The organism is Sorangium sp. So ce1335, from assembly GCF_051521615.1.
Lineage (GTDB): Bacteria > Myxococcota_A > Polyangia > Polyangiales > Polyangiaceae > Sorangium.
Map to the genome: position 1 here is coordinate 8,490,932 of NZ_CP150363.1, position 26,220 is coordinate 8,517,151.

General features: G+C 71.6%; 21 protein-coding genes. 7 read left to right on the top strand and 14 right to left on the bottom strand.

The window, feature by feature from the left end; translation table 11 throughout:
• Positions 1-225: 225 nt before the first annotated feature.
• From WMF24_RS31325 to WMF24_RS31360, 8 genes are all read right to left on the bottom strand, one after another.
• A complete protein-coding gene (locus tag WMF24_RS31325; protein ID WP_437731088.1) occupies positions 226-3,054 on the bottom strand; it encodes a VWA domain-containing protein in 2,829 nt (942 codons plus the stop codon).
• Positions 3,051-4,958 (bottom strand): vWA domain-containing protein, encoded by a 1,908-nt coding sequence (locus WMF24_RS31330; protein ID WP_437731089.1) that lies wholly within the window; start codon positions 4,956-4,958, stop codon positions 3,051-3,053. The genes WMF24_RS31325 and WMF24_RS31330 overlap by 4 nt, the downstream gene beginning before the upstream one ends.
• Positions 4,959-4,960: 2 nt before the next feature.
• The gene (locus WMF24_RS31335; RefSeq protein WP_437731090.1) at positions 4,961-5,923 is read right to left on the bottom strand and encodes a DUF58 domain-containing protein; all 963 of its coding nucleotides are present in this window, start codon (positions 5,921-5,923) and stop codon (positions 4,961-4,963) included.
• A gap of 18 nt (positions 5,924-5,941) precedes the next feature.
• Complete coding sequence (locus tag WMF24_RS31340; protein WP_437731091.1) at positions 5,942-6,946, bottom strand: AAA family ATPase; 1,005 nt, start codon at positions 6,944-6,946, stop codon at positions 5,942-5,944.
• A 71-nt stretch (positions 6,947-7,017) separates the two neighbouring features.
• Positions 7,018-8,952 carry a hypothetical protein gene (locus WMF24_RS31345; protein ID WP_437731092.1) on the bottom strand — a complete coding sequence of 645 codons (1,935 nt, stop codon included), beginning with the start codon at positions 8,950-8,952 and terminating at the stop codon, positions 7,018-7,020.
• A 348-nt stretch (positions 8,953-9,300) separates the two neighbouring features.
• Positions 9,301-10,122 carry a response regulator transcription factor gene (locus tag WMF24_RS31350; RefSeq protein ID WP_437731093.1) on the bottom strand — a complete coding sequence of 274 codons (822 nt, stop codon included), beginning with the start codon at positions 10,120-10,122 and terminating at the stop codon, positions 9,301-9,303.
• A gap of 171 nt (positions 10,123-10,293) precedes the next feature.
• Positions 10,294-10,959: a hypothetical protein gene (locus tag WMF24_RS31355; protein WP_437731094.1), complete on the bottom strand. Its 666-nt coding sequence runs from the start codon at positions 10,957-10,959 to the stop codon at positions 10,294-10,296.
• Entirely contained in the window at positions 10,959-11,564 is a 606-nt protein-coding gene (locus WMF24_RS31360) for a hypothetical protein (protein ID WP_437731095.1), read from the bottom strand. The genes WMF24_RS31355 and WMF24_RS31360 overlap by 1 nt, the downstream gene beginning before the upstream one ends.
• 456 nt (positions 11,565-12,020) lie before the next feature.
• On the opposite strand from WMF24_RS31360, the gene groES reads away from it, so the two are divergent.
• From groES to WMF24_RS31375, 3 genes are all read left to right on the top strand, one after another.
• Complete coding sequence (gene groES, locus WMF24_RS31365; protein WP_020738934.1) at positions 12,021-12,311, top strand: co-chaperone GroES; 291 nt, start codon at positions 12,021-12,023, stop codon at positions 12,309-12,311.
• A gap of 34 nt (positions 12,312-12,345) precedes the next feature.
• Complete coding sequence (gene groL, locus WMF24_RS31370; protein WP_437731096.1) at positions 12,346-13,974, top strand: chaperonin GroEL; 1,629 nt, start codon at positions 12,346-12,348, stop codon at positions 13,972-13,974.
• 130 nt (positions 13,975-14,104) lie between these two features.
• Positions 14,105-14,638 (top strand): GNAT family N-acetyltransferase, encoded by a 534-nt coding sequence (locus WMF24_RS31375; RefSeq protein WP_437731097.1) that lies wholly within the window; start codon positions 14,105-14,107, stop codon positions 14,636-14,638.
• A gap of 37 nt (positions 14,639-14,675) precedes the next feature.
• Here WMF24_RS31375 and WMF24_RS31380 read toward each other — a convergent pair whose 3' ends face one another.
• Entirely contained in the window at positions 14,676-15,203 is a 528-nt protein-coding gene (locus WMF24_RS31380; protein WP_437731098.1) for a TrmH family RNA methyltransferase, read from the bottom strand.
• A 15-nt stretch (positions 15,204-15,218) separates the two neighbouring features.
• Positions 15,219-16,058: a PDZ domain-containing protein gene (locus tag WMF24_RS31385; RefSeq protein WP_437731099.1), complete on the bottom strand. Its 840-nt coding sequence runs from the start codon at positions 16,056-16,058 to the stop codon at positions 15,219-15,221.
• A 64-nt stretch (positions 16,059-16,122) separates the two neighbouring features.
• Between WMF24_RS31385 and asnS the strand changes: the two genes are divergently transcribed.
• The 4 genes from asnS to WMF24_RS31405 all read left to right on the top strand — a co-directional run bounded on the left by asnS (position 16,123) and on the right by WMF24_RS31405 (position 20,436).
• A complete protein-coding gene (asnS, locus tag WMF24_RS31390) occupies positions 16,123-17,463 on the top strand; it encodes an asparagine--tRNA ligase (protein WP_437731100.1) in 1,341 nt (446 codons plus the stop codon).
• A gap of 453 nt (positions 17,464-17,916) precedes the next feature.
• Positions 17,917-18,753: a class II glutamine amidotransferase gene (locus WMF24_RS31395; protein ID WP_437731101.1), complete on the top strand. Its 837-nt coding sequence runs from the start codon at positions 17,917-17,919 to the stop codon at positions 18,751-18,753.
• Positions 18,754-18,814: 61 nt separating this feature from the next.
• Positions 18,815-19,480 (top strand): hypothetical protein, encoded by a 666-nt coding sequence (locus WMF24_RS31400; protein WP_437731102.1) that lies wholly within the window; start codon positions 18,815-18,817, stop codon positions 19,478-19,480.
• 41 nt (positions 19,481-19,521) lie between these two features.
• Entirely contained in the window at positions 19,522-20,436 is a 915-nt protein-coding gene (locus tag WMF24_RS31405) for a patatin-like phospholipase family protein (protein ID WP_437731103.1), read from the top strand.
• A 28-nt stretch (positions 20,437-20,464) separates the two neighbouring features.
• Here the strand turns inward: WMF24_RS31405 and WMF24_RS31410 are convergent, their stop codons facing one another.
• From WMF24_RS31410 to WMF24_RS31425, 4 genes are all read right to left on the bottom strand, one after another.
• The gene (locus WMF24_RS31410) at positions 20,465-20,950 is read right to left on the bottom strand and encodes a hypothetical protein (protein WP_437731104.1); all 486 of its coding nucleotides are present in this window, start codon (positions 20,948-20,950) and stop codon (positions 20,465-20,467) included.
• Positions 20,951-21,076: 126 nt separating this feature from the next.
• Positions 21,077-22,987 (bottom strand): beta-ketoacyl synthase N-terminal-like domain-containing protein, encoded by a 1,911-nt coding sequence (locus WMF24_RS31415; protein ID WP_437731105.1) that lies wholly within the window; start codon positions 22,985-22,987, stop codon positions 21,077-21,079.
• The gene (locus WMF24_RS31420; protein ID WP_437731106.1) at positions 22,984-23,859 is read right to left on the bottom strand and encodes a hypothetical protein; all 876 of its coding nucleotides are present in this window, start codon (positions 23,857-23,859) and stop codon (positions 22,984-22,986) included. Before WMF24_RS31420 ends, WMF24_RS31415 begins: the two co-directional genes overlap by 4 nt.
• Positions 23,860-23,900: 41 nt before the next feature.
• Positions 23,901-26,213, bottom strand: coding sequence for a beta-ketoacyl synthase N-terminal-like domain-containing protein (locus WMF24_RS31425; RefSeq protein ID WP_437731107.1), 2,313 nt, complete (start codon positions 26,211-26,213; stop codon positions 23,901-23,903).
• Positions 26,214-26,220: the final 7 nt, after the last annotated feature.

Sequence of the window (26,220 nt, forward strand, 5' to 3'; positions counted from 1 at the left end):
CCACCGGTCTATAAGGGGAAACTAGCCCAAGACGGCCCTTCCGCGTCGCGAAATGGTGCAGGCTGGCGGTCTGGAGCACAGCGAACCATGCAGCGCGGTCGGGCGTTGCCTGACGGACGCCCACCGGCGCCGGGCGCAACACCGGGGCGGAACGGGCGATCGGCGGTCATGAGGGCTCGGCTGTGCCACGGGGCCGTCCGACGGCGGGGAGGCGCTGGCCCGCTGTCATACGGCGCGGAGCCTCTGCCCCCCTGACCCGCGGCCCCGGCGCGCAACGAACTTCCGGTCGAAGATCCGCACCCGCCGGACGAGCAGGTCGAGCAGGAAGACGGCCATGGCGGCGTAGATGAACCGCGGCCAGAGCTCCTCGTGGAAGGTCACCTTCTCCCCTGCCGGGTCGAAGATGGCCGCCACGCCGTTCGGATCGACCCCGCCGCCGGTGGACACCGCGGCCTTCTCGAGGGTCGCGAGCTCGGGCTCGAAGCTTGCATACTCCCGGGGGTACGGGTTCGACACGTGGCCGTAGCTGACGGCAACGGGCCGCAGCGAGCCGTCCTCGGCCTCGCGCAGGTGCTCCGCACGCAGCAGGAAGGAGCCATACCGATCCAGCGTGAGCGCCGTCTCGTACCGCCCCGGCGCGGTCTGACGCATGTCGACGACGCGCGTCGAGCCGCCCGGCTCGGGCCCGATGATGCTGAGCCGGGAGGTCAGGTTGTTCTCGAACCGGTCGTCGGCCCCGAACGCGTCGACCGACGCGCGCAGCTCCCCGTCGACGATCTCGGCCTTCATGTCGAGCTCGCGCCGGTGCTTCTGGCGCATGTGCTCGTGGACGAGCTGCCCCCAGAACTTCTCGAAGCCCGGCCACCTCAGCCACTCGACGGCCCAGCGCGCCTTGACGTCGCTCGTCCAGGCCAGCGTCCACCCGAGGCCGATCCGCCACCGCGCGAGGATCGGCTCCCCGGTGTCGCTCGTGAGCAGCTCCTGAGCCGGCGGCGGCTTCAGCTTGGTCGAAACGTAGCCGTGCAGGTTCGGCGCGGTGCGGACGTCGATGCCGCGGAGGAACGCCGCGTCGCCGACCTGGGTGACCGGGAACCACTCCTCGACGGCCGCGGCGCGCGCGACCATCTCGGTCTCCCTGGTGAAGATCCGCGGCAGGTTGTTCGGGTCCGGCACCGCGTGGAAGCGCCCTCCCCCCACGTCGGCGATCATCTTGAGGAGCTGCTCGTCGAGATCGTTCCCCAGCCCCACCGTGGTCACCGTGATCGACTCGGCGATCATGGCCGACACGAGATCCCGGATGCCGCCCGTCGACGCCTTGCCGTCGGTGAGGAGGATGACGTGCTTCTTGCGCGCCTGCGTCACCGTCATGTCCTGGTAGGCGGCGTCCAGGGCGGCGAAGATCTCGGTCCCGCCGCCCGGCTGGATGCGCGCGATCTCGCCGGCGATGCGCGATCGGTTGCGCGCGGGCTGCATCTTCACGTAGCGCGTCGGCGCCGAGTCGAACGCGATGACCTCGATCAGGTCGTCCGAGCCCAGCACCCCCGCGGTCGCCTTGGCCGCGGCCTTGGCCATCTCGAGGGGCAGCCCTGTCATCGACCCCGAGCGATCCATGACGAGCGCCATCGCGACGCTCGGCATGTCCTTCTTCCGCTCGTTGTCCATCCGCACCGGCAAGATCCGCTCGATGGTGGTGCGGTACCAGCCCCCGAGGCCGTACCCCGACTCGCCGCCGGCGAAGAGGAACCCACCGCCGAGGTCGCGCACGTAGCTCTCGATGATCTCCTGCCCCTGCAGGCTGAGCGCTTCCTTCGGCGTGTCGGACACGATCAGGAAGTCGTAGCGCTCCATCTCCTTGAGCGAGCCGGGGAAGCCGGCCGGCGGCCTGACGTCGACGTCGAACTGCTGGGCGGTGAGCGCGCTCGAGAGCGGGCCGGCGTGCTGCGGGGTCCCCTCGATGTAGAGGACGGACGGGCGCCCCGGCACGTCGATGGTCGTCGCGTACCGGTTGTTCTCCTTGAACTTGTCGTCGGCGATCTGGTCGAGCTCGAGCGCGTAGGTCACCTGCCCCGCGATGCGCACGACGCTCTTGAACATGACGTCGTTCGGCCCCGCCTTGAGCTCGAGATCCCGGATGCCCTCGAGGCCGTTGAGCGCCTCCCCCTGGAACAGCCGAGCGCGCGCCTTCGTGGCGCGGCTGGCGTAGATGTCGGCGTGGATCTCGAAGGTCTCGCCGACCTTGACCCGGTCCGGCATCCTGAGCTCGCGCACCGCGACCTCGGGCGGCGCGGGCCGCCGGTACGGGACGGCGAACAGCCGCACCCCGAAGTCGCGCGCCCGGTTGGCCTCGGCCAGCACGTCGCCGTCGGTCTGCACGCCGTCCGACATCAGCACGGCGCGCTTGAGGTAGCCGGGCGGATACAGCCCGTAGGCGAGCTGGAGCGCCGCCTGCAGGTTCGACCCCGCGCCGAGATCGGCGCGCTGCCCCTTCTCGTCGAGGTGGCGGCCGATCGCCGGCGCGCGCCGCTCCGCGTCGCGGCCCGCCGCCTCTCCCTCCGCGCCCCCGCGCTCGACCAGCCGCGGGCGCCGCGCGAAGGTGATCACCTTGAGGACGCCGTCCTCCGGCTTCTCGGCGAACGCCCTGTCGAGCGCCGCGCGCGCGTCGTCGATCGCCTCGTCCGTGACGGAGTCCGAGACGTCGATGAGGTAGATGGTGGCGACCTTCTCCGTCGTCGCCGTCCTCGCGAGCCGCGACAGCCCGAGCGCGATCAGCGCGACGAAGGCGATCCGCAGCAGCACGGAGAGCACGCGCTGCGGGAGGGGGAGGTCGGCGAGCGACCCCGCGAGCACCCCGACGAACCAGGGCGCGAGCAGGATCGCGCCGAGCATCTTCGGGTTGAGGAGCTCGTATTTCACCCCCTCGTGCACCCACGTCAGCGTGGGATCCGGGTGGAGGAGGACGTACCTCCGGTACGCCCAGAACAGGATCCCGCCGAGGGCGGCGCAGGTGATGGCCCACGCGACGACGCGGAACTTGCGGCCACGGAACGCGCTCACACCGTCACCCTCCTGTGGTACGTGAACCACTCGATCGCGGTCACGAGGAGCACGGCCGCGAGCAGGTACACCCAGAGCTCACGGCGGACGCCGAGCTTGAACTCGCCAACGGCGCCCGCACCGCGCCCGTCGACCTTGAGCTCGGCGACGGGGGCGATCGCGCTCTCCAGCGGCGCGGAGAGGTTCGCGGCGAACATGCTCTCCTCCTGCGCGCCGGGGGCGCCGACGCGCAGCGTGTAGAAGCCGGCGTGCTGCCCAAGGAACACCGCGCGCCCGTCCTGGATCGGGACCGTCCGGTTCGTCCCATCGGGCAGCTCCAGGCTCGCCGTCTCGGCGGATGAGGACGCCGGGATGTGCCAGACGGACCCGGTGCGGAACGAGGAGATGTAGCTCGTGTCCTCCTCGACGAAGTTGTTGATCGCGTTGAGCAGGAAGAGCGGCCAGGCGATCCGCAGGGGAAAATCGCTCTCGCGGATGTCGAAGCCGAGGGCGACGAACTTCACGCCCCCGCGCCGCCCCTCGATGAGCAGCGGGCCCTTGTAGCTCCGGCCGACGACCCTGTCTTCCTTGCTGCCCTTGAGCGGGTGAGCGCGCGCGATGTTCACGTCGCTGAGCGCCGTGTAGCGCAGGAGCGGGTGCTTCGCGTCGAGCTCGTCGAAGCCCAGGCGGTAGTTCGGATCGTCGTCGAGGATCTCCTTGCCCACCTCGAACGGGAGGCCCGTCCCGGTCGGGTTGAGGTAGAGCAGGCTCCCGCTCCCGGGCGCGACGCTCGGCGTCACGCCGTCGAAGATGGTCACGTCGAACGAGGGAGCCGCCGGGTAGCGCTGCGGCTCGACGAACGTCACGTCGAGGTACTCGTCGAGGAGCAGCGCCGCCTCGAGGAACATGTTCCCCGCCGTGACGACCTGGACGCGCGCGCGGCGCCGCTCGGGGAGGAGCGCGTACGCGCGGTTGTCCGCGGGCAGGTCGTCGGAGCTCCCGTCCGCCAGCGCGAGCTTCGCCTCGAGCGTCTTCGAGGCGCCGGAGAGGTTCGGGTAGAAGCGGGGCAGCTTCTCCTTGGGCTTCAGCCGGATGCGCGTGAGATCGGTGAGCTGGCCGTCGCCGAGCAGCGACAGCTCGAGGTCGAGCGGCTCATCGCTCGTGTTCGTGACCTCGAGCATCACCTCGTAGCGGCTCTTGTCGAGCGGGTAGCGCCGCACCGAGAACTCGGTGATCGCGGCGTTCCGCGAGCCCTTGCCGATGGGCAGGAACGAGAGCTTGGCGTCGCCGAGGCGCACGGGCCCCCCGGCGTCTGCCGGCTCGCCCAGCGCGCCGTCGCTCACGACGATGATCTCCGGCGACGGCAGCCCGCTCAGGGTGTCGCCCGCGAAGCGGAGCGCGCGCGCGAAGTCGGCCGTCGCGTCGGTCGGCTTCACCGCCGCGAGGGCCGCCTCGAGGTCCGCGATCTCCCCGGTGAGCGTGGACAGCGGCGTGACGGCCGCGTCCATCTGGGCCAGCAGCATGCGGTCGCTGCCGGAGAGGCCGCGGACCATCTTCCTGACCTCCTCCTTCGCGAGCTCGATGCGCGAAGGAGCGACGTCGACGGCCTGCATGCTCGCGCTGGCGTCGATGAGCACGACGATGTTGCGCCCCTCGACGAGGTTCGCCTGCGGGCGCGGATCGCCGAGCGCGAGCAGCAGCAGCGCGAGCAGCGCGAGCTGGAGGAGCAGCGAGAGCAGGCGCTTGAGCTGCGAGAAGAGGCTCGTCGCCTCCTTGTCCCGGAGGACGCGCTCCCAGATCTTCGAGAAGGGGACGGCGACGGGCCGCCGGCGCAGCTTGAGGATGTAGAAGACGACGACCACCGCCCCGGCGAGGGCGCCGATCCGGAGCAGCGTGTCGAGCGGGACGCCGGTGAAGTGCAGCATGGCTACCGGAGGAAGCCGCCTCTGCGGAACACGCGCAGGATCAGCTCGTCGAAGGGGACGGACACGTCGGCGCGGAAGTAGCTCACCTGCCGCGACGTGCAGAAGCGGCGGATCTCGTCGAGGTACTGCTCGTAGGCCGAGGCGTAGCGCTCGAGCACCTTCGCGGTCACCGTGACCTCGCGCTCCTCCCCGGTCTCGCAGTCGTAGACGCGCACGTCGCCGCGCAGCGCGGGCCGCGCCTCGCGCGCGTCGGCGATGTGGAGCACGAACGGCTCGAACCGGTTGTACCTGAGCACGTTGATGCCGCGCTCGAAGCCCACCGGATCGTAGAGATCGCTGAGGATGACGGCGAGCCCGCGCCGCTTGTGCTGCGCCACGAAGGTCTTCATCGCCTCCCCGAGGTCGGTCGCGCCGTCGGCGCGCGCCTGCCCGAGGAAGCGGAAGATCCTGAAGATGCGCGCCTTGCCCCGGGTCGACTGCATGCGCCCGCTGATCTCGTCGGTCGCGGTCACGATCGCGATGCGGTCGAGGTTGGCGAGCCCCACGTACGCGAGCGCCGCGCACAGGCGCTTCGCGTGCCGCAGCTTCGCCCCGTCGCCGAACGCCATCGACGCCGACGTGTCGAGGATGAAGTAGATCGAGAGATCCTCCTCCTCCTCGTAGAGCCGGATGAGGAGCCGGTCGAAGCGCTGGTACGCGGCCCAGTCGAGGTACCGGAAATCGTCGCCGGGGGCGTAGTCGCGGTGATCTGCGAACTCGACCCCGGAGCCGGTCTTCTTGGTCCGCCGCTCCGCGCGCATCGCGCCGGAGAAGACGCGGCGGCTCACCATCGCGAGGTAGTCGAGCTTGCGCTGGAACTCGTCGTCGAAGAGATCCTCGTCCGAGGCGCTCGCCGAGCTTGGCGAGAGGGTGGAGAGCCGTCGGAGCGGCGCAGCGGCCCTCTTGAACGCGTCGAAGAGCCCCATCCTACCGCCGACGTTCCGTCATTTGCTCTCCGGCAGGTGCTTGAGGATCGCCTGCAGCACCTCGTCGGTCTTCACGCCCTCGGCCTCGCCCTCGAAGTTGAGGAGCACGCGGTGCCGCAGCGCGGGGAGGGCGCTCGCGCGCACGTCGTCGACCGACGCCGCGAACCGCCCCTCGAAGAGCGCCCGGATCTTCGCGGCGAGCAGCAGCGCCTGCGCCCCGCGCGGCGACGCGCCGAACTTCACGAACCGCTTCACCTCGCCGAGGCTCTCGCCCTCGGTCGGGTGCGTCGCCTGGAGGAGCCGCACCGCGTAATCCTGGACGTGCTTCGCCACGGGCACCTCGCGCACGAGCCGCTGCATGGCGGTGATCCGCTCCCTGTTGAGGACCGGCCGCACCGCGATCGCCTCGGTCCCCGTGGTCCGCTCCAGGATCGCGTTCAGCTCGTCGCGGCTCGGGAACGGCACGTGGAGCTTGAAGAAGAACCGGTCGAGCTGCGCCTCGGGGAGCGGGTACGTCCCCTCGCTCTCCAGCGGGTTCTGCGTCGCGAGCACGAAGAACGGCTGCTCCAGCGTGTAGCTCTGGCGCGAGACCGTGACGCGGTGCTCCTGCATCGCCTCGAGGAGCGCGCTCTGCGTCTTCGGCGTCGCGCGGTTGATCTCGTCGGCGAGGACGATGTTCGCGAAGATCGGCCCCTTGCGGAACGAGAACGACCGCTGCCCGCCCGCGCTCTCGTCGATGACCGTGGTGCCGATGATGTCGGCGGGCATCATGTCGGGGGTGAACTGGATGCGCGAGAACTGGAGGTCGAGCGCCTCGGCCATCGTGCGGACGAGCATCGTCTTTCCGAGCCCCGGCACGCCCTCGAGGAGCGCGTGCGAGCCCGCGAGCATGCACGTGAGCACGCCGTCGACCACCTCGCGGTTGCCGACGATGACCTTCCCCACCTCCTCGCGCAGCTCACCGATGCTCGCGCGGAACTCGTCCACCTCGGCGCGCGCTGCTTCCTTCGTCTTGTCGGCCATAGCTTCCTGCTTCGGGCCCGCTGTCGCGGAGCCTCCGTGAGGCGCGGTCGCGTTCGAGCCGCCGGCTCGACTCACTCGCGCGGCCTGATGAGCTGGAAATACCGGTTCACGTAGAACCGGTATCCGTCGGGGATCTGGTCCTTGTTGATCTGCTGCTCTGCGACGGTGTGATAGTCGGTGAAGACCTTCTTGTAGCCGGTCCCCTTGAAGCCACGCTCGGCCGCGCTGAGGATGACCTCGCTGTTCGACGGCCCCTCCTGGGTATCGAGCCCCTGCGCCTGGACGTCCTGCGTCCCCATCTTCGGGTCCGTTCGCTTGCCCGCGACCTCGCCGCCGCGGCCTGAGCCGGCGCCGTCGCCGCCCGGCTGGTTGCCGCCGTTGCTGTTGCCCTGGCCGCTCCCCTGCCCGTCCTGCCCCTGGCCTTGCCCGCCCGGCATCAGGATCTTCTTGCCGCCGGGCCCGATCACCAGCTCCTGGCCCTGGCCCTGCCCGCCCTTGCCCTGACCCTGCTGGCCGTTCTGCCCTTCCTGCTCGCCCTGGCCCTCCTGGCCCTGACCCTGCTGCCCCTGTCCCTGCTGCTCGTCGCCGCCCTGGTTGCCGCGCGCGCGCTTGCCGAACCGGAGCATCCTCGCCATGCGCTGCTTGCCGCCCTGCCCCTGCTGGCGAACGAGCTCGCGGAGCTCTTCGAGCCGCTGGCGCAGCTCTTCTTTCTCCTGCTCGGACATCTCCTCCTGCTGCATCCGGTTGATGTCCTCGGCGGCCTGTTCGAGATCGTCCGCCGACATCCCGAGGTCCCGCATCAGGTCCTCGGCGGCCTTGGCGAGCTCCCGGTCGAGCCTGTCGAGCTGACGGCCGGTGCGCTCCTTCTGCTCGGCCTCGCGGTCGAGCCGCTCCAGCTCGCGCTCCTTCTTCTTCAGCAGCCGCTCTTCTTCGGGCTTCTGCTGCTCGCTGGCGGAGGCCTTCTGCTTCTGCTTGAGGAGCTGCTCGCGCACCTCGGCCCGCTTCTCGTTGATCGCGGCGAGCGCCTCCTTGCGGCGTGAGGCCGCCTCGGCGAGCGCCTTGCGGAGCCGATCGAGCTCGGCCTTGTCGAACTTCTGCTTCTTGTCGCGGAGCTTCTCGGCGAGCTCCTTGAGGTCCTTCTTCGCCTTCTCGAGGTCCTTCTTCTCGAGGGACTCCCCGACGCCCTTCGCCAGGTCGCTCTTCTTGAGATCGATCCCGGTCTCCTTCAGCGCCTCCTCGAGCGCCTTCAGGTCGGCCTCGGCCCCCTTGAGGAGCTCGCGCTCGAGCGCCTCCATGCGGCGGAAGGCCTCGGTCCGGTCGAGGCGCTTGTTGGCGATGTCCTCGATGAGCTGGTTGAACCGCTCGACCGCGGCCTTCATCTCCGGGCTCTGGTCCTGCCGGTCGAGCGCCCTCGCCGCGTCCTTGAAGAGCTCGATGTCGTCGGGCGACATGGCGAGCGCGTCGATGGTCTGCGCGACGGGCGCCGCCTTGCGCGGGGTGCGCACCTCGAGCAGCGCCACCGCGAGCACGCCGAGGCCCACCGCGGCCGACGCCAGGAGCTCGCGCGGGACGGCGAGCGGCGCGGCGCCTGCGGGGCGCAGCCCGGCGGCGTGCTCGCAGGCGTCGTCGATCGCCGCCTCCATCAGCGGGGTCCGCTGCGCCGCGGGCAGCGCATCGAACGCGATGGCGTTGGTCAGGCGGTCGTGGAGCCCGTGGTGCCGGTCGAGCGCCATCGTGCCAGCGCGGGGCGGCAAGCGGCGCAGCATCGCCACGACGACGGTGGCCAGCACGAGCAGCCCGGCCCCGAGGAGGAGCTGCCGCGCGCGCTGCTCGCCGAGGTGCGCGGGCAGCGCCTTGTGGACCGCGAGTGTGCCGGCGGCGATCGCGAGAGCGAGGGTCAGCGCGCTCGGCAGAGCGCGCAGCGCGCGCCCGAACCGGAGCCTCAGCTCGACAGCGAACGCGGCGCTGCGGATGCGGTCCAGGTGCTTCGTGCGAGAGTCGCTCACGGTGCTCAGCGCTCCGGACGCCCCCCGCGGGGGCCCTCGAAGTGGAAACGTCGCAGCATTGTACCCGCTGACGGGTCACGCGCCCGAAAGTTCCTGGGACACGCGGCCCGCGGCGCGCGAGGGAGGACGCGCGGCAAACCCCGACAATTCCCCGCAAAGGTCAGCGTCAACATCGGCGGACGGCGGCACCGGTGCGCGAGCTCTCGGTGCAAGAGAGCAATGCGAGAGGGCCCTCGCCCCGAGGTCTGACCGGGCAGCGTCGCTGAACCCCGGCCTAGCGGCCGAGCGGGTGCGTTGCGTGGAAACGGCGTGAACGGGCGCCACGCGCAGCGCGGGCCCCGGGTTGGATCACTTCGCCGTCTTCTTCTTGGCTGCCGCCCTGGAGGCGGCCGTCTTTTTCGCCGCGGCGGACTTCTTCGCGGCCGGCTTCTTCGCCGCCGGCTTCTTCGCCGCCGGCTTCTTCGCCGACACGGACTTCGCCCCCGCCTTCTTCGCCGCTGCCTTCCCAGGCGCCGCGCGCTTCGCGGCGGGCTTCTTCGCGGCGGGCTTCTTCGCGGCGGGCTTCTTCGCAGCGGGCTTCTTCGCGGCAGGCTTCTTCGCGGCCGACTTCCTCGCCGCCGCCTTCTTCGCGGCCTCCCGTGCCGGCGCCGCGCCGTTCGCCCCCGACGTTTGATGCACGTCGGACGACGGCGCCGGCGCTGCCTCCTCGCTCTCTTCGTCCTCGGCGCTCGCCTGGGGCGTGCTGCCGTTCGATCCGGGCAGCGGCTTCGCGTACCGCGCGAGCGTCTCGCGCACGCGCGCGTCGAGATCCGCGAAGTCGAACGGCTTGTTCAGCCAGGCATCCGCCGCGAAGAGCGGCGAGGTCATCTCGTTCAGGTTCTCGCCGATCCCGGTGAGCATGATGACGCCGGTCTCCGCGAAGGGCCGTCCGTCGGACGTGTCGCTCTTCAGCCGCTTGCAGATCTCCCAGCCGCTCATGCCGGGCATCATCACGTCCAGGATCACGAGATCCGGCCTGTGCTCGCGCGCGAGCTCCCAGGCGGCGTCGCCCTCGGAGGCCTCGATCACGGCGAAGCCGAGGTTCCTCAGGTGACGCGCAACGAGGCTCAACATCGCCGGTTCGTCTTCAGCCACCAGCACGCGGGGCGAATTCATGCTCGCGGAAGGCATCGTAGATGTGGATGAGAGTACGTGCGCGCGAACCGGTCAAGAGAGAACGCTCCTGCGCCGCGCGTCGAGCCCGCGCGGCCGTGACGGCCGCTCGCTCGCCTCCCCGAAAGCTTCCCCGAAAGCTTCCCCGAAAGCTTCCCCGAGGAGGACGACGCCGAGCGGCCGTCGCGGTCACGCGGCGCGCGCGAGGGCGATCTTCTCCGTCTGCCCCGCCGCGTAGAAGCGTCGCAGCGCCGCGAGCAGCTCGGCGTGCCGACCGTGGCGGGCAAACTCCGCCTCGAGCCGGCCAGCGAACCGCGCCGCCAGATCGTTCGCGATCCGATAGCGGTCGCCGGTCTCCGTGCCCGGGGGATCCATGAAGGTGACCCGCTCGAAGAGGTGAGCGCGGATCCGCGCGGCGCGCTCGGGCTCGAAGCGCCGCGGCCCCGAGGGAGCCGCCTCGCGGTGGCGCCCGAGCGGCGGCCCCGGGAGCTCGACCTCCTCGGCCAGGTCGCCGTGGACGAGCAGCACGTACTTGTCGACCTCGGCCTGGAGCTCGAGCTCGAGCTGGGTGGCCGGGAGCTCCCGGCGCGCCCGCTCGGCCACGTAGAGGAAGTGGCTCACCCCCTCGACGATCTGGCAGATCTCGTCGAACGACCCCGCGCCCCCCCGGGAGATCGCGCGGCGCGGCAGGTGGAGCGCCACCTCGATGTCCCCATCGGCGTGGCGGATCAGCAGCGCCTCGCGGGCGCCGCCGTCGGTCGGCCGGATGAAGTCGTCCACGGCGGGCGCGTCGTCGAGCGCGTAGGTCCGCGCGAGGTGCTGCTGGATGCGCGCGGTGAAGGTCGCGCCCTGCATCAGTTGAGCCCGCCGGTTCCGCGGCTCGGCACGAGCCCGCGCGCCCCGAGCTCCTCGGCGAGGCGGCTCGAGCCGGTGCGGATCCAGCGCTCGTACAGCCGGAGCACCGAGCGCTCGTCGCGGGCGCCGGACGCGAGCGTACCGTCGGCCACGTCGTTCAGGACGGCCGCGAAGCGCTCGAACTTCTCGGCCATCTCCGAAAGGACATCAGGGCCCTGGCCAACGCGCGCGTTGAGGCGCAGCATGGCGGCGGCATGGTGGTAGGCGGTCGAGCCGACCCCGACCACGTAGCCGCGGTCGATCCCCTTGAGCTCGATGTGGCCGCCGAAGAAGCCGACCACGTAGAGCACGCCGTCGCCGAGGTTGCGCAGCCGCCGGAAGCGCTCGGCACCGGAGGACTCCAGGGCATCGCGCAGCAGAAAGGTCAGGGGCTGGTTGAAGGCAGACTCGGCGTGCTCGTCCGGGTGAGCGAAGGCACAGAGCAGACTGACGAGGTAGCTCGACGCCGCCTCGGTCGCGGCGACGTTCCGAACTCGGAGCGCCTCGTCCACAACCTCCTGGAAATAGCGGGTCATGCTCGGGGACACAGAGATCGCTTGGCTCACGGGGGCACCTCACTTGCGCGGGCGCCCCGGATACCGATGTAACCCGGGCCACCGCGCGCTCAGGTCAACCAGACACGGCCTGTCGGCCTCCTCCATCGGGCAGGAGACCGTGAGGGCGGCGCGTCACTGTGCTGCCGCATTTCCGCCCTCATACGGTCAATTTAACCGACGGACCGCGCCGAGCCCAGCTTCGCGTCCCGCACTTCTCTTGCGATTCTGGGAACTTACAGCCACCCCAGCGCCTGGCTGCTAACGCGCAAAGCACCGGTCGGAGCCGCGCTTGACACCCTCGGGGGGGTGGCTATCTTCCGCGCCGCCCGCTAGCACTCGCCGGAAGCGAGTGCTAGCAAAGTGCCCAGGCTGCAAACGTAGGGGGCCTCGCGACCGCTCGTTCGGGTCGCGGGGGGCCCTGCCGTCTCGTGGGACGCGGCGCTCGTCCCCGGAGGATTCGCACACATGAAGATTCGACCGCTCCAGGACCGCGTGATCGTTCAGCGCGTGAAGGAAGAAGAGAAGACCAAGGGAGGTCTCTACATCCCCGACACGGCGAAGGAGAAGCCGATCGAAGGCACGGTCATCGCCGTCGGCAACGGCAAGGTCGGCGAGGACGGTACCGTGCGCAAGCTCGACGTCAAGGAGGGCGATCGCGTCCTCTTCGGCAAGTACTCGGGCACCGAGGTGAAGATCGACGGCGAGGAGCACCTCATCCTCCGCGAGGACGACATCCTCGGCGTGATCGAGAAGTGACGCGGGCGACAGCAGGAACTTAGGAGAGACACACATGGCAGCCAAAGAGATCATCTACAACGAGTCCGCCCGCAGCATGATCCTCGCGGGCGTCAACGCCCTCGCCGACGCGGTCAAGGTCACCCTCGGCCCCAAGGGCCGCAACGTCGTCATCGAGAAGAGCTTCGGCTCCCCGACGGTCACCAAGGACGGCGTGACGGTCGCCAAGGAGATCGAGCTCGAGAACCGCTTCGAGAACATGGGCGCCCAGATGGTCCGCGAGGTCGCCTCGAAGACGAGCGACATCGCCGGCGACGGGACGACCACCGCGACCGTGCTCGCGCAGGCGATCTACCGCGAGGGCTCCAAGCTCGTCGCGGCGGGCCACAACCCGATGGAGATCAAGCGCGGCATCGACAAGGCGGTCGAGGCGATCGTCGAGCACCTGCGCGGCTCCGCCAAGCAGACCAAGGACGCGAAGGAGATCGCGCAGGTCGGCACGATCAGCGCGAACGGCGACGAGACGATCGGCAAGCTCCTCGCCGACGCGATGGAGAAGGTCGGCAAGGAGGGCGTGATCACGGTCGAGGAGGCGAAGAGCGCCGACACGACGCTCGACGTGGTCGAGGGCATGCAGTTCGACCGCGGCTACCTCTCGCCGTACTTCGTGACCGATCCCGAGGCCATGAAGGCGAACCTCGAGGACTGCTACATCCTCATCTCGGAGAAGAAGATCTCCAACATGAAGGACCTGCTCCCCGTGCTCGAGGCGATCGCCAAGAGCCAGAAGCAGCTCCTCATCATCGCCGAGGACGTCGAGGGCGAGGCGCTCGCGACGCTCGTCGTGAACAAGCTCCGCGGCACGCTGCACTGCGCGGCCGTGAAGGCGCCGGGCTTCGGTGACCGCCGCAAGGAGATGCTGAAGGACATCGCGGTCCTGACGGACGGCCAGGTGATCGCGGAGGAGCTCGGCCTCAAGCTCGAGAACGTCACGATCAGCGATCTCGGCCGCGCCAAGACGGTCATCATCGACAAGGACAACACCACGATCGTCGGCGGCCAGGGCAAGAAGGACAAGATCAAGGCCCGGCAGCAGGAGATCCGCGCGCAGATCGAGAACACGACGAGCGACTACGACCGCGAGAAGCTCCAGGAGCGGCTCGCGAAGCTCGTGGGCGGCGTCGCGGTCGTCAAGGTCGGCGCCGCGACCGAGACCGAGATGAAGGAGAAGAAGGCCCGCGTCGAGGACGCGCTCCACGCGACCCGCGCGGCCGTCGAGGAGGGCATCGTCCCGGGCGGCGGCGTGGCGCTCATCCGCGCCCAGAGCGCGCTCGAGAAGCTCCAGGTCAACGACGAGCAGCGGTTCGGCGTGAACATCATCCGCCGCGCCATCGAGGAGCCCCTCCGCCAGATCTCGGCCAACGCCGGCGAGGAGGGCTCGATCGTCGTGCAGAAGGTGCGCGAGGGCAAGGACTCGTTCGGCTACAACGCGGCGTCGGGCGACTACGGCAACCTGCTCGAGATGGGCGTCATCGATCCGGTCAAGGTCGTCCGGTCGGCGCTCCAGAACGCGGCCAGCGTCGCCAGCCTGATGCTCACCACCGAGGCGCTCATCGCGGAGCGGCCGAAGGAGGAGAAGGCGGCGGCCGGCGGCGCCCACGCGGGCCACGGCCACGACTTCTGATCGCGGCGCGGACCAGGTAGCTAGCTAGGCCTGGCGGGCGAGGGCCGGCTTCCCCACGGGGAAGTCGGCCCTTCGCCATTTCGACTTCCGGCAGGCCGCGACGCGTGATCTGATCCGCCGCAGGTTCGCCATGAGCACCCTGACTACCGAGCGCCTAGAGCTCACCCCGGTCTCGCTGCCCCTGCTCGAGGCGGTCATCCGCGGCGATCGCCTGGAGGCCGAGGCCCTGTCCGGCGCGCGCTTCCCCGACGCCTGGCCTGGACGCGCGCTCGTCGAGCGCGCCTTCAGCTCGCCGCTCGACCGGCTGCGCGACGATCCGGAGGCCTTCCTGTGGGGCACGCGGCTGATGGTGACGCGCGGGCAGAAAGAGCGCGTCGTCGTCGGCAGCGTGGTGCTGAACGGCCGGCCCGACGCGACAGGCACCGTGGAGATCGGCTACGGCGTCGAGGGCAAGTCCCAGGGGCAGGGCTACGCGACCGAGGGGTCGCGCGCCGTGCTGCACTGGACGCTCCAGCAGGCGACCGTCACGCGCGTCATCGCCACCACGCCGGCCTGGCACCGCGCGTCGCTCCGGGTGATCGAGAAGCTCGGGATGCGCCCTGCCGGGACGCTCGATCACGATCTCCTCGGCGAGCTCCTCGTCTTCGAGCGCTTCCGCGAGTAGCGCCGGCGCGGCCGCCCGCGACCCGCGCCGGCGCGGGTCACCCGCCGGCGCGGGTCACGCCGCCGCGCGGGTCGCGCCGCCGCGCCCACTCGCACATGATCATGCCCGCAGCGATCGCCACCGGATACGAGTGGTTGATCCCGTACATGGGGATCGCGATCACGTCCTCGCACGCGTCGAGCAGCGACCGCGGCAGCCCGTCGTCCTCGCTTCCGAAGAGGAAGACGAGCCCACGGGGCAGCGGCGCCTCCCAGAGGGTCCGCCGCGCGTGGTCGCGCTCGACGCCGATGAGCGGGCGGCCGCGCGCCGCCTCGAGGAAGGCCGCCTCGTCGGGGCACTCGACGATGGTCTCGTACTTCTGCATGCCCATCGAGGCGCGCTCGTAATAGGGCTCGGTCCCGATCAGGAAGATCTCCCGCACGAGGAACGAGTGGGCGACGCGGATGATCGCGCCGATGTTGAACGGGTTCTTCGCGCGGCAGACCGCGATCGAGAAGTCGTTCCGAAGGGGCGCGAGCTCCTCGCGGATCTGCTGCGTGGTGAGCCCGAACGGCGGGATCTTCACGGCGCGCCGGCTCCCTTACTCGACGGCGCCGAAGCGCTCGAACAGCGGGTAAATCGGCCCGGGGTGGACCCTGAGCCGCTCGGTCGCGCCCGTCTCGTGCTTGACGAGGAGCACGAGCCCGGTGCGCGGCGCGGAGTCGAGCGCGCCCTGGACCTCGTCGACCGTCATGCGCCGCACGGGCCGCCCCGCGATCTCGAGCACCTCGTCGCCCTTGCGGAGCCCGGCGCGCTCGGCGGGCCCCCCCTCCACGGTCCGCGAGACGAACGCGGAGCCCGAGTAGAGCTGATACCAGAGGCCGAGGCCGATCCTGGCGTGGGCCGGCTGGAACGCGAGCGTGAGCGAGCCGCCCCCCTCCAGATCGACCAGGATCTCGCCGACAGCGCGCTGCGCCTCGGAGGGGCGGCCGATGTCGCGCACCCCGATCGGTTTGTCGACGAGCGCATCCGACTCCCAGACCTCGACGCGGAGCCGGTCCTCGGGCGCGATGCGGAAATTTCCCTTGGGCCCCTCGGGCCAGGTCGGCTCCACGGTGTCCGATTGCACGGCCGTACGGAAGAGCTCCTGGCCGTTGACGAGGACGCGGGCGTACGGGTCCGGGAGGCTGCCGCCCTCGGGAGGGTCCCAGGCTCGACCGTCCCGCGTGCGCTCCGGGACGCGCGCCCGGACGACGCGGAGCCAGCGGACGTCCTCGGGCGGCGGCGGGTGGAGCTCCTGGTCCGGAGCCGGCGCGTGAAGCCGGGACTCGAGCTCCGGGTAGAGGACCGAGCAACCGCCTGCGCCGAGCAGCGCGCCCCCCGCGGCGAGCAGCTGGAGGGACGCAGGCAGGCAGAGCGCACGACGCTTTCGGCGGGCCAAGATGGCGCCATTTTTGGCCGGAGCCGGCGTCAACCGCAACTAAACCGTGCTATTTCCCGGGCCCATGCAGGACTCGCCCGTCATCGCTACCAGCGATCTCAGCGCGCACGTCGGTCGCACGGTCACGCTCCGCGGATGGCTCTACAACAAGCGATCGAGCGGCAAGCTCCACTTCCTGGAGCTGCGCGACGGCTTCGGCACCGTCCAGTGCGTGATGGCGAAGAGCGACGTCGGCGACGAGGTCTTCGCGGCCGCCGACAAGATCACGCAGGAGAGCGTGATCGAGGTCGCGGGCGAGGTGAAGGCGCACCCGAAGCGCGCCGGGGTCTTCGAGATCGTCGCGTCCGGCTTCCGCCTGATCGGCCCGACGACCGGCGAGTACCCCATCTCGCCGAAGGAGCACGGGACCGACTTCCTCATGGATCACCGCCACCTCTGGCTGCGCTCGAGGCGGCAGCACGCGATCTTGCGCGTGCGTCACACCATCATCCAGGCCATCCGCGACTTCTTCGACGGGCGCGGGTTCACGCTCGTCGACGCGCCGATCTTCACCCCGAACGCGTGCGAGGGGACGAGCACGCTGTTCCAGACCGACTACCACGGCGACAAGGCGTACCTCACCCAGTCGGGGCAGCTCTACATGGAGGCGGCGGCCGCCGCGTTCGGGAAGGCGTACTGCTTCGGGCCGACGTTCCGCGCGGAGAAGTCGAAGACGCGCCGCCACCTGGCCGAGTTCTGGATGGTCGAGCCCGAGGTGGCGTTCATGGACCTCGACGGCGACATGGACCTCGCCGAGGACTTCCTCTGCTTCATCGTCGAGCGCGTCCTCGAGCGGCGCCGCCCCGAGCTCGCCGTGCTCGAGCGCGACGTGTCGAAGCTGGAGGCCGTCAAGAAGCCGTTCCCCCGCATCCGGTACGACGACGCCGTCGCCATCCTGAACGAGGCGCGCGCGGAAAAACGCAAGACGGCGGGAGAAGCTGGAGTTCCGGACTTCCCCTGGGGCGAGGACCTCGGGGGAGAGGACGAGACGATCATCTCCAGCCGGTACGATCGCCCGGTCATGATCCACCGCTATCCGGCCGAGGTGAAAGCCTTCTACATGAAGCGCGATCCGACGGACGACCGGGTCGCCCTCTGCGTCGATGTCCTGGCGCCGGAGGGTTACGGCGAGGTGATCGGGGGCGGGCAGCGCGAGGACGATCTCGCCACACTCGAGCGGGCAATTGAGGCGCACAAGCTGCCCCCCGAGGCGTTCGGCTGGTACCTGGATCTGCGCCGGTATGGCACCTTCCCGCATGCGGGCTTCGGGCTCGGCGTCGAGCGGAGCGTCGCCTGGATCTGCGGCCTTCCCCACGTGCGCGAGACGATCCCGTTCCCGCGCATGCTGAACCGGCTCGCGCCGTAGTGCCGCGCGTCAGAGCTCCCGCCAGGATTTCTGGCCGCTCTTTCGAGCGGCTCGGGCCACGGCGCGATGCGCCACGGCGCCGACGCGACGGGCCGACGCGCGAAAGCAGCCGAGGTTAGCCAGGACCTCGCGCGTACCCGTGCGTACCCCGGCGTGGGAAACCTCGCCTTGCGGGGAGGCGTGAGGGAGCGTGAGTGAGATGTCACGCGACCGGCGCGACGCGCGGCGGGCAGTGTGGTCAGGCCGTGCTCGCGGCCAGCGCCGCCGCTAGGGATCCGTTTTTGCTCCGCTTGCAGGGCGACTCTGTCGTATCAAGAAAGCATAGGGCGCAACCCGCGACCCACGCTCACGCGGCCGACCGACGGAGCCACCCCTGCTTGCAGATGAGGGAGCGCTCTACCGGCGAGCCGGACACTGCCCCCGCCCCCCGACCCAACTCGCGAGGACAAAGCTATGGCTCGTCTCGTCGGCTTCATCGGTAACCGTCCGGATCTCGGCGCGCGTGCGATCGAGCTTGAAGATCGCGCCCTCGTCGTTCGCCGAAGGGAGGGCGTGATCCCTGGCTGGGGTGTCGGCTTCTACCAGGGAGGAGAGATTCTCCTCAAGCGCCGGCCGATCGACGACCGACCCGAGATCAGCCTGGTCGACATGACAAGGGACGTGCGCGCCGACATCCTCGTGGCGCATGTCCGGGCTGCGACCGTGGGCAGCCTGCGCACCGAGAACACGCACCCGTTCCGTTACCGGCAGTGGCTGTTCGCCCATACGGGGACGGTCGAAGGGTTCGCCCGGCTGCGGGGCCAGCTCAGCGACTCGCTGCCGCAGTTCCTCCAGCGGGACGTCCGCGGCGAGACGGACAGCGAGCTCCTCTTCCACCTGTTCCTGTCCTTCCTCCACGACAGCAACCAGCTCGATCGGCCCACTGTGGACGCGGCGAGCGCGCGGGCAGCCCTCCGGTCCTCCATCGCGCTCGTCGATCGGCTCTGCGCCGAGGAAGGCGCCGGGCCGAGCGCGATGAACATCGTGGTCACGAACCCGGAGTACCTGCTCGTGGCTCACGGCGGCACGCCGATGGCGTACCGCATCTACCAGGGCAGCGACGACATGGAGCGGCTGCTGAGCGACGGTGGCCTCGGTCGCATGCGCATGCCCGACTACGCGGCGAGCCGGCTGACGCTCGTCGCGTCGGACTTCGACGACGACCAGGTCCCCGCGGGATGGACCCACGTCGGTGAGCGTGCGATCGTGACGTTCACGCGCGCCGATGAGCCAGCGATCGAGCCGATCTGAACGCCGCCACATCCCAGAGGGGCGCCGGGGGCATCCACCGCCGGCCGGCGCCCCCGACGCATTGCGACCGCCGTCGACACTTCCCTCGCTGATCCTCGCCGCGCTCCTCGGCTCGCCCCTCCTCGGGTGCGGGATGGGCGCAGCGGCGTCGTTCCCCGCTGCCTCCGAGCTGCCCGAGGAGCGCCGCCGCCCCGATGGCGTGGCGATCGATCTGGCGAGCACGCCTCCGCGACCGGTGAATCAAGCCGACGCCCGCGACGGCGTCGTGACCCTCCGTACGCCGCTCGGCATCGGCCTTGCGCTGGACGTCGTCGCCGAGTTCTTCCAGCGGGTGATCGCCGAGGACAGCGAGGCCCTGAGCGACCTGCTGACGCGCGATGCCCTCGCGATCCAGACCGGGTCCGGCGGACAAGGGCAGCCGCCGAACGCCGGGCACTGGTGGGAGCAGCGCTTCCGGCGGCTCGATTACGGAAAGCTGGCCGGAGAGCCGATCTACCGCGAGTCGGAGCTCCAGATCTTCCGGGCCGAGGACGTGCTCGCGACGCCGCATCACCCCGCGATCCAGCCCGAGACGCTCGACGACCAAGACGTCGTGATCCGGGTGCCGATCATGACCGCCCGGATCGCGGCCGATCGGCTGCTCGGAGACGAGATCGTGGTCTGGCTGCGGCGGGACGGACCGCGGTTCAGGATCTATCGGCTGCTCGAGGACTTCCAGATACAGTAGGCTTTGCGCTCGTGCGGCATCTCCGGCAAGATCTGCGGTCGATGAGCCGCCTCAAGATCGCGTTCGTTGGCTCCGGGGGGGCGGCCCGAGGCCTGGCGCACCTCGGCGTGCTGAAGGCCTGCGAAGAGCTGGGGATCCATCCAGAGATCTACGTGGGCGCGGGGGCAGGCGCGCTGGTCAGCGCGACGTACGGGCAGGATATCCCGCTCGACGTGCTGCTCGACGCCTACCGCCTGCCGTGGCGACGGCGGCACCGCGGGCCTCGCCTCCACGTGTCGAGCTTCTTCGGCGCCCCCGCCCTGCGCGATCTGCTCGACCCGGGGTACCTCTGCTCGGGGGTCTTCTCGATCGACAGGCTCGAGAGCTACGTGCGCCGGACGCTGCCCATCAACGACTTCCGGCAGCTCCCGCACGCGGTCTACGTGACGGCGGTCGACGTCGACAGCGCGAAGCGCGTCGTGTTCGGCCCGGGCTACGACGAGGCGACGCCGATCAGCCAGGCCGTGGCCGCGAGCTGCTGCGTGCCAGGCCTGTTCCGGCCCTACCGCATCAACGGCCGCTATCACCTGAGCGGTGAGGTGATCCGGACGCTCTCGGCCGACGTGGCCGTGAACGCCGGCGCGAACATCGTGATCATCTCCAACATCTACCGGCCCGAGGAGCGCGACGGAGCGCAGCGCTCGATCGCGAGGAGCGGGGCGCCCAGCGTGGTCCGGCAGTCGCTCAGCATCCTCCTTGCCGAGAAGGAGCGGCGCGGCGTCGAGCTCCTCTCCAAGCTCTACCCGAACGTCACCTTCCTCGACGTGGCGCCCGCGGTCGGCCGGTACAGCTACATGAACCGGTTCGCCGCGAAGCCGCTCGTCCTGCGCGGCTACCGGACGGCGCTCCGCGTGCTCGCCGCCGCGAAGGAGAAGGGCGTCTTCGATGCCCCCTCCTCGAAGAGCGCGCTGAACTAGCGCGGCGAGCCAGCGCGGCGACGGGGCGCTACATCCCCGCGATGATGCGGTACTCGTCCTGGTGCTCGACCAGCTCGAGGCGGTTGTCCTCCACCTTGCGGCGCCACTCCTCGCCCTTGCGGCCCGGGATGCGGTAGCTGGCGCTGTAGGTGTAGTCGACGTAGATGACGTCATCCTCCCGGAGGACGCGCCGGTAACGGATCTCGTAACGGATGGCGCGCGCCTCCTGGAACTTGCCGTTCAGGTACTCGCGAAGGCCGGCGTAATCGAGGTCGTCCGCCGCATCGATGTTGCCGCCGTCCTCGTAGTACTTGGGCGATGCGAGCTGGAGCAGCGCGCCGACGTTCTTGCTCTCCACCGCGTTGCGGTACTTCTCGCAGAACTGGATGATCTTGCGGTTGTCTTCGCTGTCCTCGACGTCCGTGTTCGGGATGTAGTGGGTCGCGCAGCCGGCGAGGACGGTCGAAGCAACGACGAGGAATGAGGCGACAGCGTTTGTTTTGCGGCAGAGCATACGCGGGCAGGACAACGCTCAGGGGAAGCAGCGGATTCCAGCGGGGGGACCTTGCCAGATCGGGGCACAGATCGGCAAGCGAAGCGATCGAGAACGCCGCGGATGGCGCGGACGGGTGTACGGGCGCTAGCCGTGCTCCTCGAGCCAGCGGAGGAGGGCGAGGTGGCCGACCGGCCCCTCGTGGTCGACCGGGAGGTCGGGATCGACCGTGCGCAGGCGCGCGGCGTCGCCGGGGTCCGCCTGCAGGAGGAGCGCCACGGCGCCACAGCTGAATGCGCGCGACTGCGCGCCGAGGAGGCCGAGGAGATCGCGCGCGACCGGCCCCGCGTCGTCGGCCGCGAGGACGACCATGCGATCCGCGTCGGCCGCCGCCACGAGCTCGGTCGCGGCGCGGAGCGCCTCCAGCGCGCCGCCGAGCCCTGCGCCGACCGCGAAGCTCGGCCCGGTGAGCTGGTACGCGATGGCGCACTCGCCCGCGATCGCGTTCGGCGACGTGGCGGGGAAGAGGCGCGGCTCGACGAAGCGGGCGCCGCGCGCGCGGCGGCGGGCGTCGTAGATCTCGTTGGTGTCGATCGTCGCGAGCGCATGGCCGGCGACGATGCCGGCGCCGCGCAGGCGGCCCTCGCCGACGACCGCGGCGAGGGCCGCGACGGCGGACAGCCCGAGCCGGCAGAGCGCGTCGAGGCGCGCGAGGCGGTCGCGCGCGACGCCGGTCGCCTCGGCGAGGAGCCCGAGGTCGGCGCCTGTCACGCGCGCGTGCGCGCGGAGATACACGGGGCGGGGGCGTCGAGGGTGGCGCCCGCTCGGGGAGGACGTGAGGAGGAGCGCGGCGTTTGCGCCGCCGAACGCCGCGGAGAGCTTGAGGGCCGCGGAGAGCGGGCGAGGCTCGGCGCGCTCGAGCAGCAGCGCCGGTGCGTCGGGGTCGAGCTCGCCCTCGGACGCCGCCGGGGGGGCGACGCGCGCGGCGAGGGCGGCAGCAGCCGCGAGCGCCTCGAGCGCGCCCGCAGCGCCGAGCGTGTGCCCGATCTGCGCCTTGAACGGGTGGACCACCGGCGGAGAGCTCGCGGCGCCCGGCGGCGCGCCCGGGCCGTCACCAGGGCGGGGCGCCGCGAACAGCGTGGCGATCGCGCGCGACTCCATCGCGTCGTTGTAGGGCGTCGCCGTGGCATGGGCGCTGACGAGGCCGACGCGCGAGGCAGGCCACCCGGCGTCGGCGAGCGCCGCGGCGCCGGCGCGCGCGAGCCCCGAGCCCGTGCGATCCGGGGCGGTGATGTGCACCGCGTCCGTCGATGCGCCGAAGCCGGCGACGCGCGCCATCACCGGGGCACCCCGGCGACGATCCTCACGGACGAGGGCGACGATGGCGGCCCCCTCGCCGAGCGCCATGCCGTCACGGCCGAGGCGGAAGGGACGCGACCTCGACGCGGTGGTCGCGCGGAGCGCCTCGAAGCCGGCGGCGACGAACACGCTGAGCGCGTCGTAGCCGCCGGCGAGCACGAGGTCGCAGGCGTCGCGATCGAGCCAGCGGAGGCCGAGGCCGATCGCCAAGGTGCTCGCGGCGCAGGCCGCGAGCAGGTGCGTGCGCAAGGGGGTTCGCTGGAGGTCGAAGGCGGCGAGCGCGCCGTTGAACGGCGCGAAGTAGGTCGCCTTCGCGGCCAGCGCGGCGAGCGCGCTGGCCTCCGCGCCCTCGGCACGCGCGGCGAAGAAGCGCTCCGCGGTGAGCATGCCGCCGCTGGAGGTGCCGAGGGCGATGCCGATGCGCTCGCCGCGCCAGCCCGGGCGCACGGCGTCGAGGGTCCCGAGCGCCTGGGAGAGCGCGGTCTTCAGGAGGTCCGTCGCGCGGTCGGGCCCCGGGGCAATGCCGAGCTCCGCGGGGGCGCGCGCGGCGAAGGGGCGCTGGAGGCCGGCGCGGGCGAGCTCCGCGTCGTGCGCGATGGCGACGGGCGCGGGCTCGCCGACGTCAGGGACGCGGTAGGCGAGCGGGCCGAGGCCGAGCGCCGAGACGGCGCCCGAGGCGATCACGCACGCGTCGCTCATGAGCCGTCCCCCGGCCGGATCGCGTCGGGATCGACGAACGCGCGCGGATCGGGGGCGCGATCGCGCTCCTCGGCCTCGCAGATCACGGTGACGAGCAGGCCGGTCGAGGCCTGCGCGTAGCGTACGTTGCCGCAGCCCATGCCCTCGGCGATCACGACCTCCTCGTCGAGCCGGCGCCGGCGCGCGTCGCCGGCGGTCGACCACGTCGTGCGGCGCGCGCCGATCGCGCCGCGGTCGTCGATGCGCAGCTCGATCACGGCGTCGCCGTCCCGCAGGACGAACGAGTCCGCGCTCGCCGCGCGCTCGTACCAGAGCAGCGTGCCGGCCGCGGGGTGGAGCATCCACCAGCGGAGGAAGTCCACCGGCAGGCCGCGGAGCGACGCGCGCGGGGTCGACGCGTCGCCGCGCTTCAGCAGATCGAGCGCGGGGACGGCGAAGCGGAAGCGATCGCCGCGCGTCCACAGGTCGAGCGCGGTGGTGCCGCCCGGGCCGAGGAGGATCATCCGGAGCGCGCCCTCCGGCCCGACGTGCGCGCGGCCCGCCGCGCGCGCCCGCTCGGGGACGGCGACGGTCGGCGGGGCGATCGCGATCGCGCCGCGCGCCTCGAGCACGTGGCCCGTGCGCGGCTCCCGCAGCGCCAGGCGGACGCGGAGCGTGCGCGGGCCAGCCCCCTCGACCTCGCGGCGGAGGTCGGCGAGGCGCCGGCGCCCGTCGCGCCACGCGGACGCGTCGGGCCGCGCGGCGGGGGCAGATGGCGAAGGGCGTGGCAGGAGCTTCGCGAACTCGGCGTCGAGCGCGCCGCCTCGCCGCGCGCCGTTCGCGGCGCACGCGGGAGCGCACGCGAACGAGAGCAGGAGGCACGCGGCGCTCACGGGGCGGCGCATACGACGGTCGGACACGCGCGGCGGTGTCGTCACGCGTCGCCGGGAGCGACCAGCAGGATCGCGTATCCTCGGTCGGGTGCGCCGCCCAGGAGGAGCACGCTCGCGAGGGCGCCGCTCGCGAGCGCCGCGATCGCCGCGGCAGCGGCGAACCCGCCGGCGCCCTCGTGATCGCCCGCGCGCGACGCCAGCGTGGACCGCGGCACCTCGGCCCAGGGCGAGCCGCGCAAGCAGGCGACGATGCGATCTTCCTGCCGCCCGACGAACACCGCGGCCGGCGCCGGCGCGCCGGGCTGCGCTCGCTGGGCGCCATCGACGTGCGCGCCGAGGGGGACCGGCGCTGGTGCTCCCGCGAGCATCCCCACGCCGTCGCCGCGCCAGGAGCTCCACCAGGCCACCGTCGCCACGGGGCGCGCCCCGCGCTCTCGCACCCGCTCGGCGCTCTCGAAGAGCAGCACGGCGGCGCCCTCGCTCCGCGCGCCGCACTGGACGACCTCGGAGCAGATCGGGCCGAGGCATCGCTCGATCATGGGGCTCGCCTCCTCGACGCTGCCGGCGGCGAGCGCCTCCCCCTCGCCCGCCGTGATCAGCTCGATGGCGGTGACCATGGCCGACTCCGCCGTCGCGCCGAGATCGGCCATCGCGAACACCGGCCCGCGCAGGCCGAGGTAGATGGAGGCGTGCCCGACCGGCGACGAGGGGACCAGGTTCGGGAAATCGGCGGGGCTCGCGTACTTCGCCCCCTTGTCGTAGATGCGCCGCATGTACGCGGTCGAGGCGTCGACGCTGCCGAAGGAGGCGCCGACGATGGCGCCGGGCAGCGTGCGGCTCGGCGCGGCGTCGGCCGCCGGATCGCTCGCGCGGGCCTCGATCTGCGCCGCGCCTCCGAGCCCGGCGTCCGCGAGCGCGGTGAGGATCGCGGCCGTCGTCAGCCGGCCAGCGCGGTCGAGCCGCCTCGCGCGAGCGAGGTCGAGGTGCGCGCCCGTGTTGAACGCGATGGGCCCCTCGGCCGGCGGGGGACCGGGCTCGAGGTAGGCGGCGCCGCCGCGGGACGAGAGGACCCCGAGGGGGCCGATCGTCGCGGCCGCGGTCACGACCACCGAGCGCCGCCGCGGCGCGCCGCCGGCGTCGCGCGGCGGCGGGAACCGATCGAGCTGCGCGAAGACGAGCACGCTGTCCGTGCCGCCGAAGCCGAACGAATTCGACATCGCCGAACGGATCGGCGCCTCGCGCGCTTCCTTGAGGTGCAGGAGCTGGCACTCCGGATCGACCTCCTCGAGGCCGCAGGTCGGCGGCATCACGCCGCGCGCGATGGCGAGCGCGGTGATCGCCGCCTCGACGGCGCCCGCCGCGCCGAGCGTGTGCCCGATCTGCCCCTTGGACGACGAGACGGCGATGCGGCTCACCTCGGCGCCGAGGCAAGCGCGCAGGGCCGCGCTCTCCATGACGTCGTTCAGCGGCGTCGCCGTGCCGTGCGCGTTGACGTAGTCCAGATCCGAGGGCGCGAGCGCCGCGCACCGGAGCGCGTCGCGCATGACGCGGGCGGCGGTGCGCCCCTCGCGCTCGGGGTTCGTGATGTGGTGCGCCTCGGCGCCGGTCGCCCAGCCGCGGAGCTCGACGATCGGCTCCGCGCCGCGCGCGCGGGCGGCGTCCTCCGACTCCAGGAGCAGGAACGCCGCGGCTTCGCCGAGGTTCAGCCCTGCGCGCCGCCTGTCGAACGGGCGGCACGGCTCGGGATCGACGGCCGACAGCGCGCCGAAGCCGGTGTACGTCAGCCGGCACAGGCCGTCGGCGCCCCCGGCGAGGACGCGCGTGGAAAGGCCGGCCCGGAGCCAGGCGGCGCCCAGCAGGATGGCGTTCGCGCCGCTCGAGCAGGCGCTGCAGACGCTCCTCACCCGGCGGAAGGGGCCCACAGCGGCGCGGACGTGATCGGCCGTCGACGAGAGCGGGTGCGAGAGCATCCGCTTCAACGGGGCGATCGCGCTGGGATCATGCGACAGCCAGGCGAGCAGCTCCTCTGTCTCGAACATGCCGGCCGTCGTCCCGCCGACCACCAGGTCGACCGGCGTCGCCCGGGGGTCGATCCCAGCGTGCGCGAGCGCCTCGCGGGCCGAGAGCACGGCCATCGCGTCGGTGCGCGACCACCCTTCCGCCTCGCCCGGGGGAGCGACCTCCTCGGCCGAGAGACCGCGGACCTCGGCGGCCATACGCGCGCGTGTCCCCGGGATCTCGAAGAGGGAGAGCGGCGCGAAGGCCCGCTCTCCTGCGACGAGCCGGTCCATCGTCGCCCTCGCCCCGCGGGCCAGCGGCGAGACGATCCCGATGCCCGTCACCCAGATTCGCACGCTTGAA

Excerpts from the sequence above, each read along its gene's own strand:
- asnS (WP_437731100.1), top strand. The coding sequence starts at position 16,123 with ATGCAGGACTCGCCCGTCATCGCTACCAGCGATCTCAGCGCGCACGTC.
- WMF24_RS31335 (WP_437731090.1), bottom strand. The coding sequence starts at position 5,923 with ATGGGGCTCTTCGACGCGTTCAAGAGGGCCGCTGCGCCGCTCCGACGG.
- WMF24_RS31415 (WP_437731105.1), bottom strand. The coding sequence starts at position 22,987 with ATGAGCGACGCGTGCGTGATCGCCTCGGGCGCCGTCTCGGCGCTCGGC.
- WMF24_RS31410 (WP_437731104.1), bottom strand. The coding sequence starts at position 20,950 with ATGCTCTGCCGCAAAACAAACGCTGTCGCCTCATTCCTCGTCGTTGCT.
- WMF24_RS31355 (WP_437731094.1), bottom strand. The coding sequence starts at position 10,959 with ATGCAGGGCGCGACCTTCACCGCGCGCATCCAGCAGCACCTCGCGCGG.
- groL (WP_437731096.1), top strand. The coding sequence starts at position 12,346 with ATGGCAGCCAAAGAGATCATCTACAACGAGTCCGCCCGCAGCATGATC.
- WMF24_RS31405 (WP_437731103.1), top strand. The coding sequence starts at position 19,522 with ATGAGCCGCCTCAAGATCGCGTTCGTTGGCTCCGGGGGGGCGGCCCGA.
- WMF24_RS31350 (WP_437731093.1), bottom strand. The coding sequence starts at position 10,122 with ATGCCTTCCGCGAGCATGAATTCGCCCCGCGTGCTGGTGGCTGAAGAC.
- WMF24_RS31330 (WP_437731089.1), bottom strand. The coding sequence starts at position 4,958 with ATGCTGCACTTCACCGGCGTCCCGCTCGACACGCTGCTCCGGATCGGC.
- groES (WP_020738934.1), top strand. The coding sequence starts at position 12,021 with ATGAAGATTCGACCGCTCCAGGACCGCGTGATCGTTCAGCGCGTGAAG.
- WMF24_RS31395 (WP_437731101.1), top strand. The coding sequence starts at position 17,917 with ATGGCTCGTCTCGTCGGCTTCATCGGTAACCGTCCGGATCTCGGCGCG.
- WMF24_RS31375 (WP_437731097.1), top strand. The coding sequence starts at position 14,105 with ATGAGCACCCTGACTACCGAGCGCCTAGAGCTCACCCCGGTCTCGCTG.
- WMF24_RS31340 (WP_437731091.1), bottom strand. The coding sequence starts at position 6,946 with ATGGCCGACAAGACGAAGGAAGCAGCGCGCGCCGAGGTGGACGAGTTC.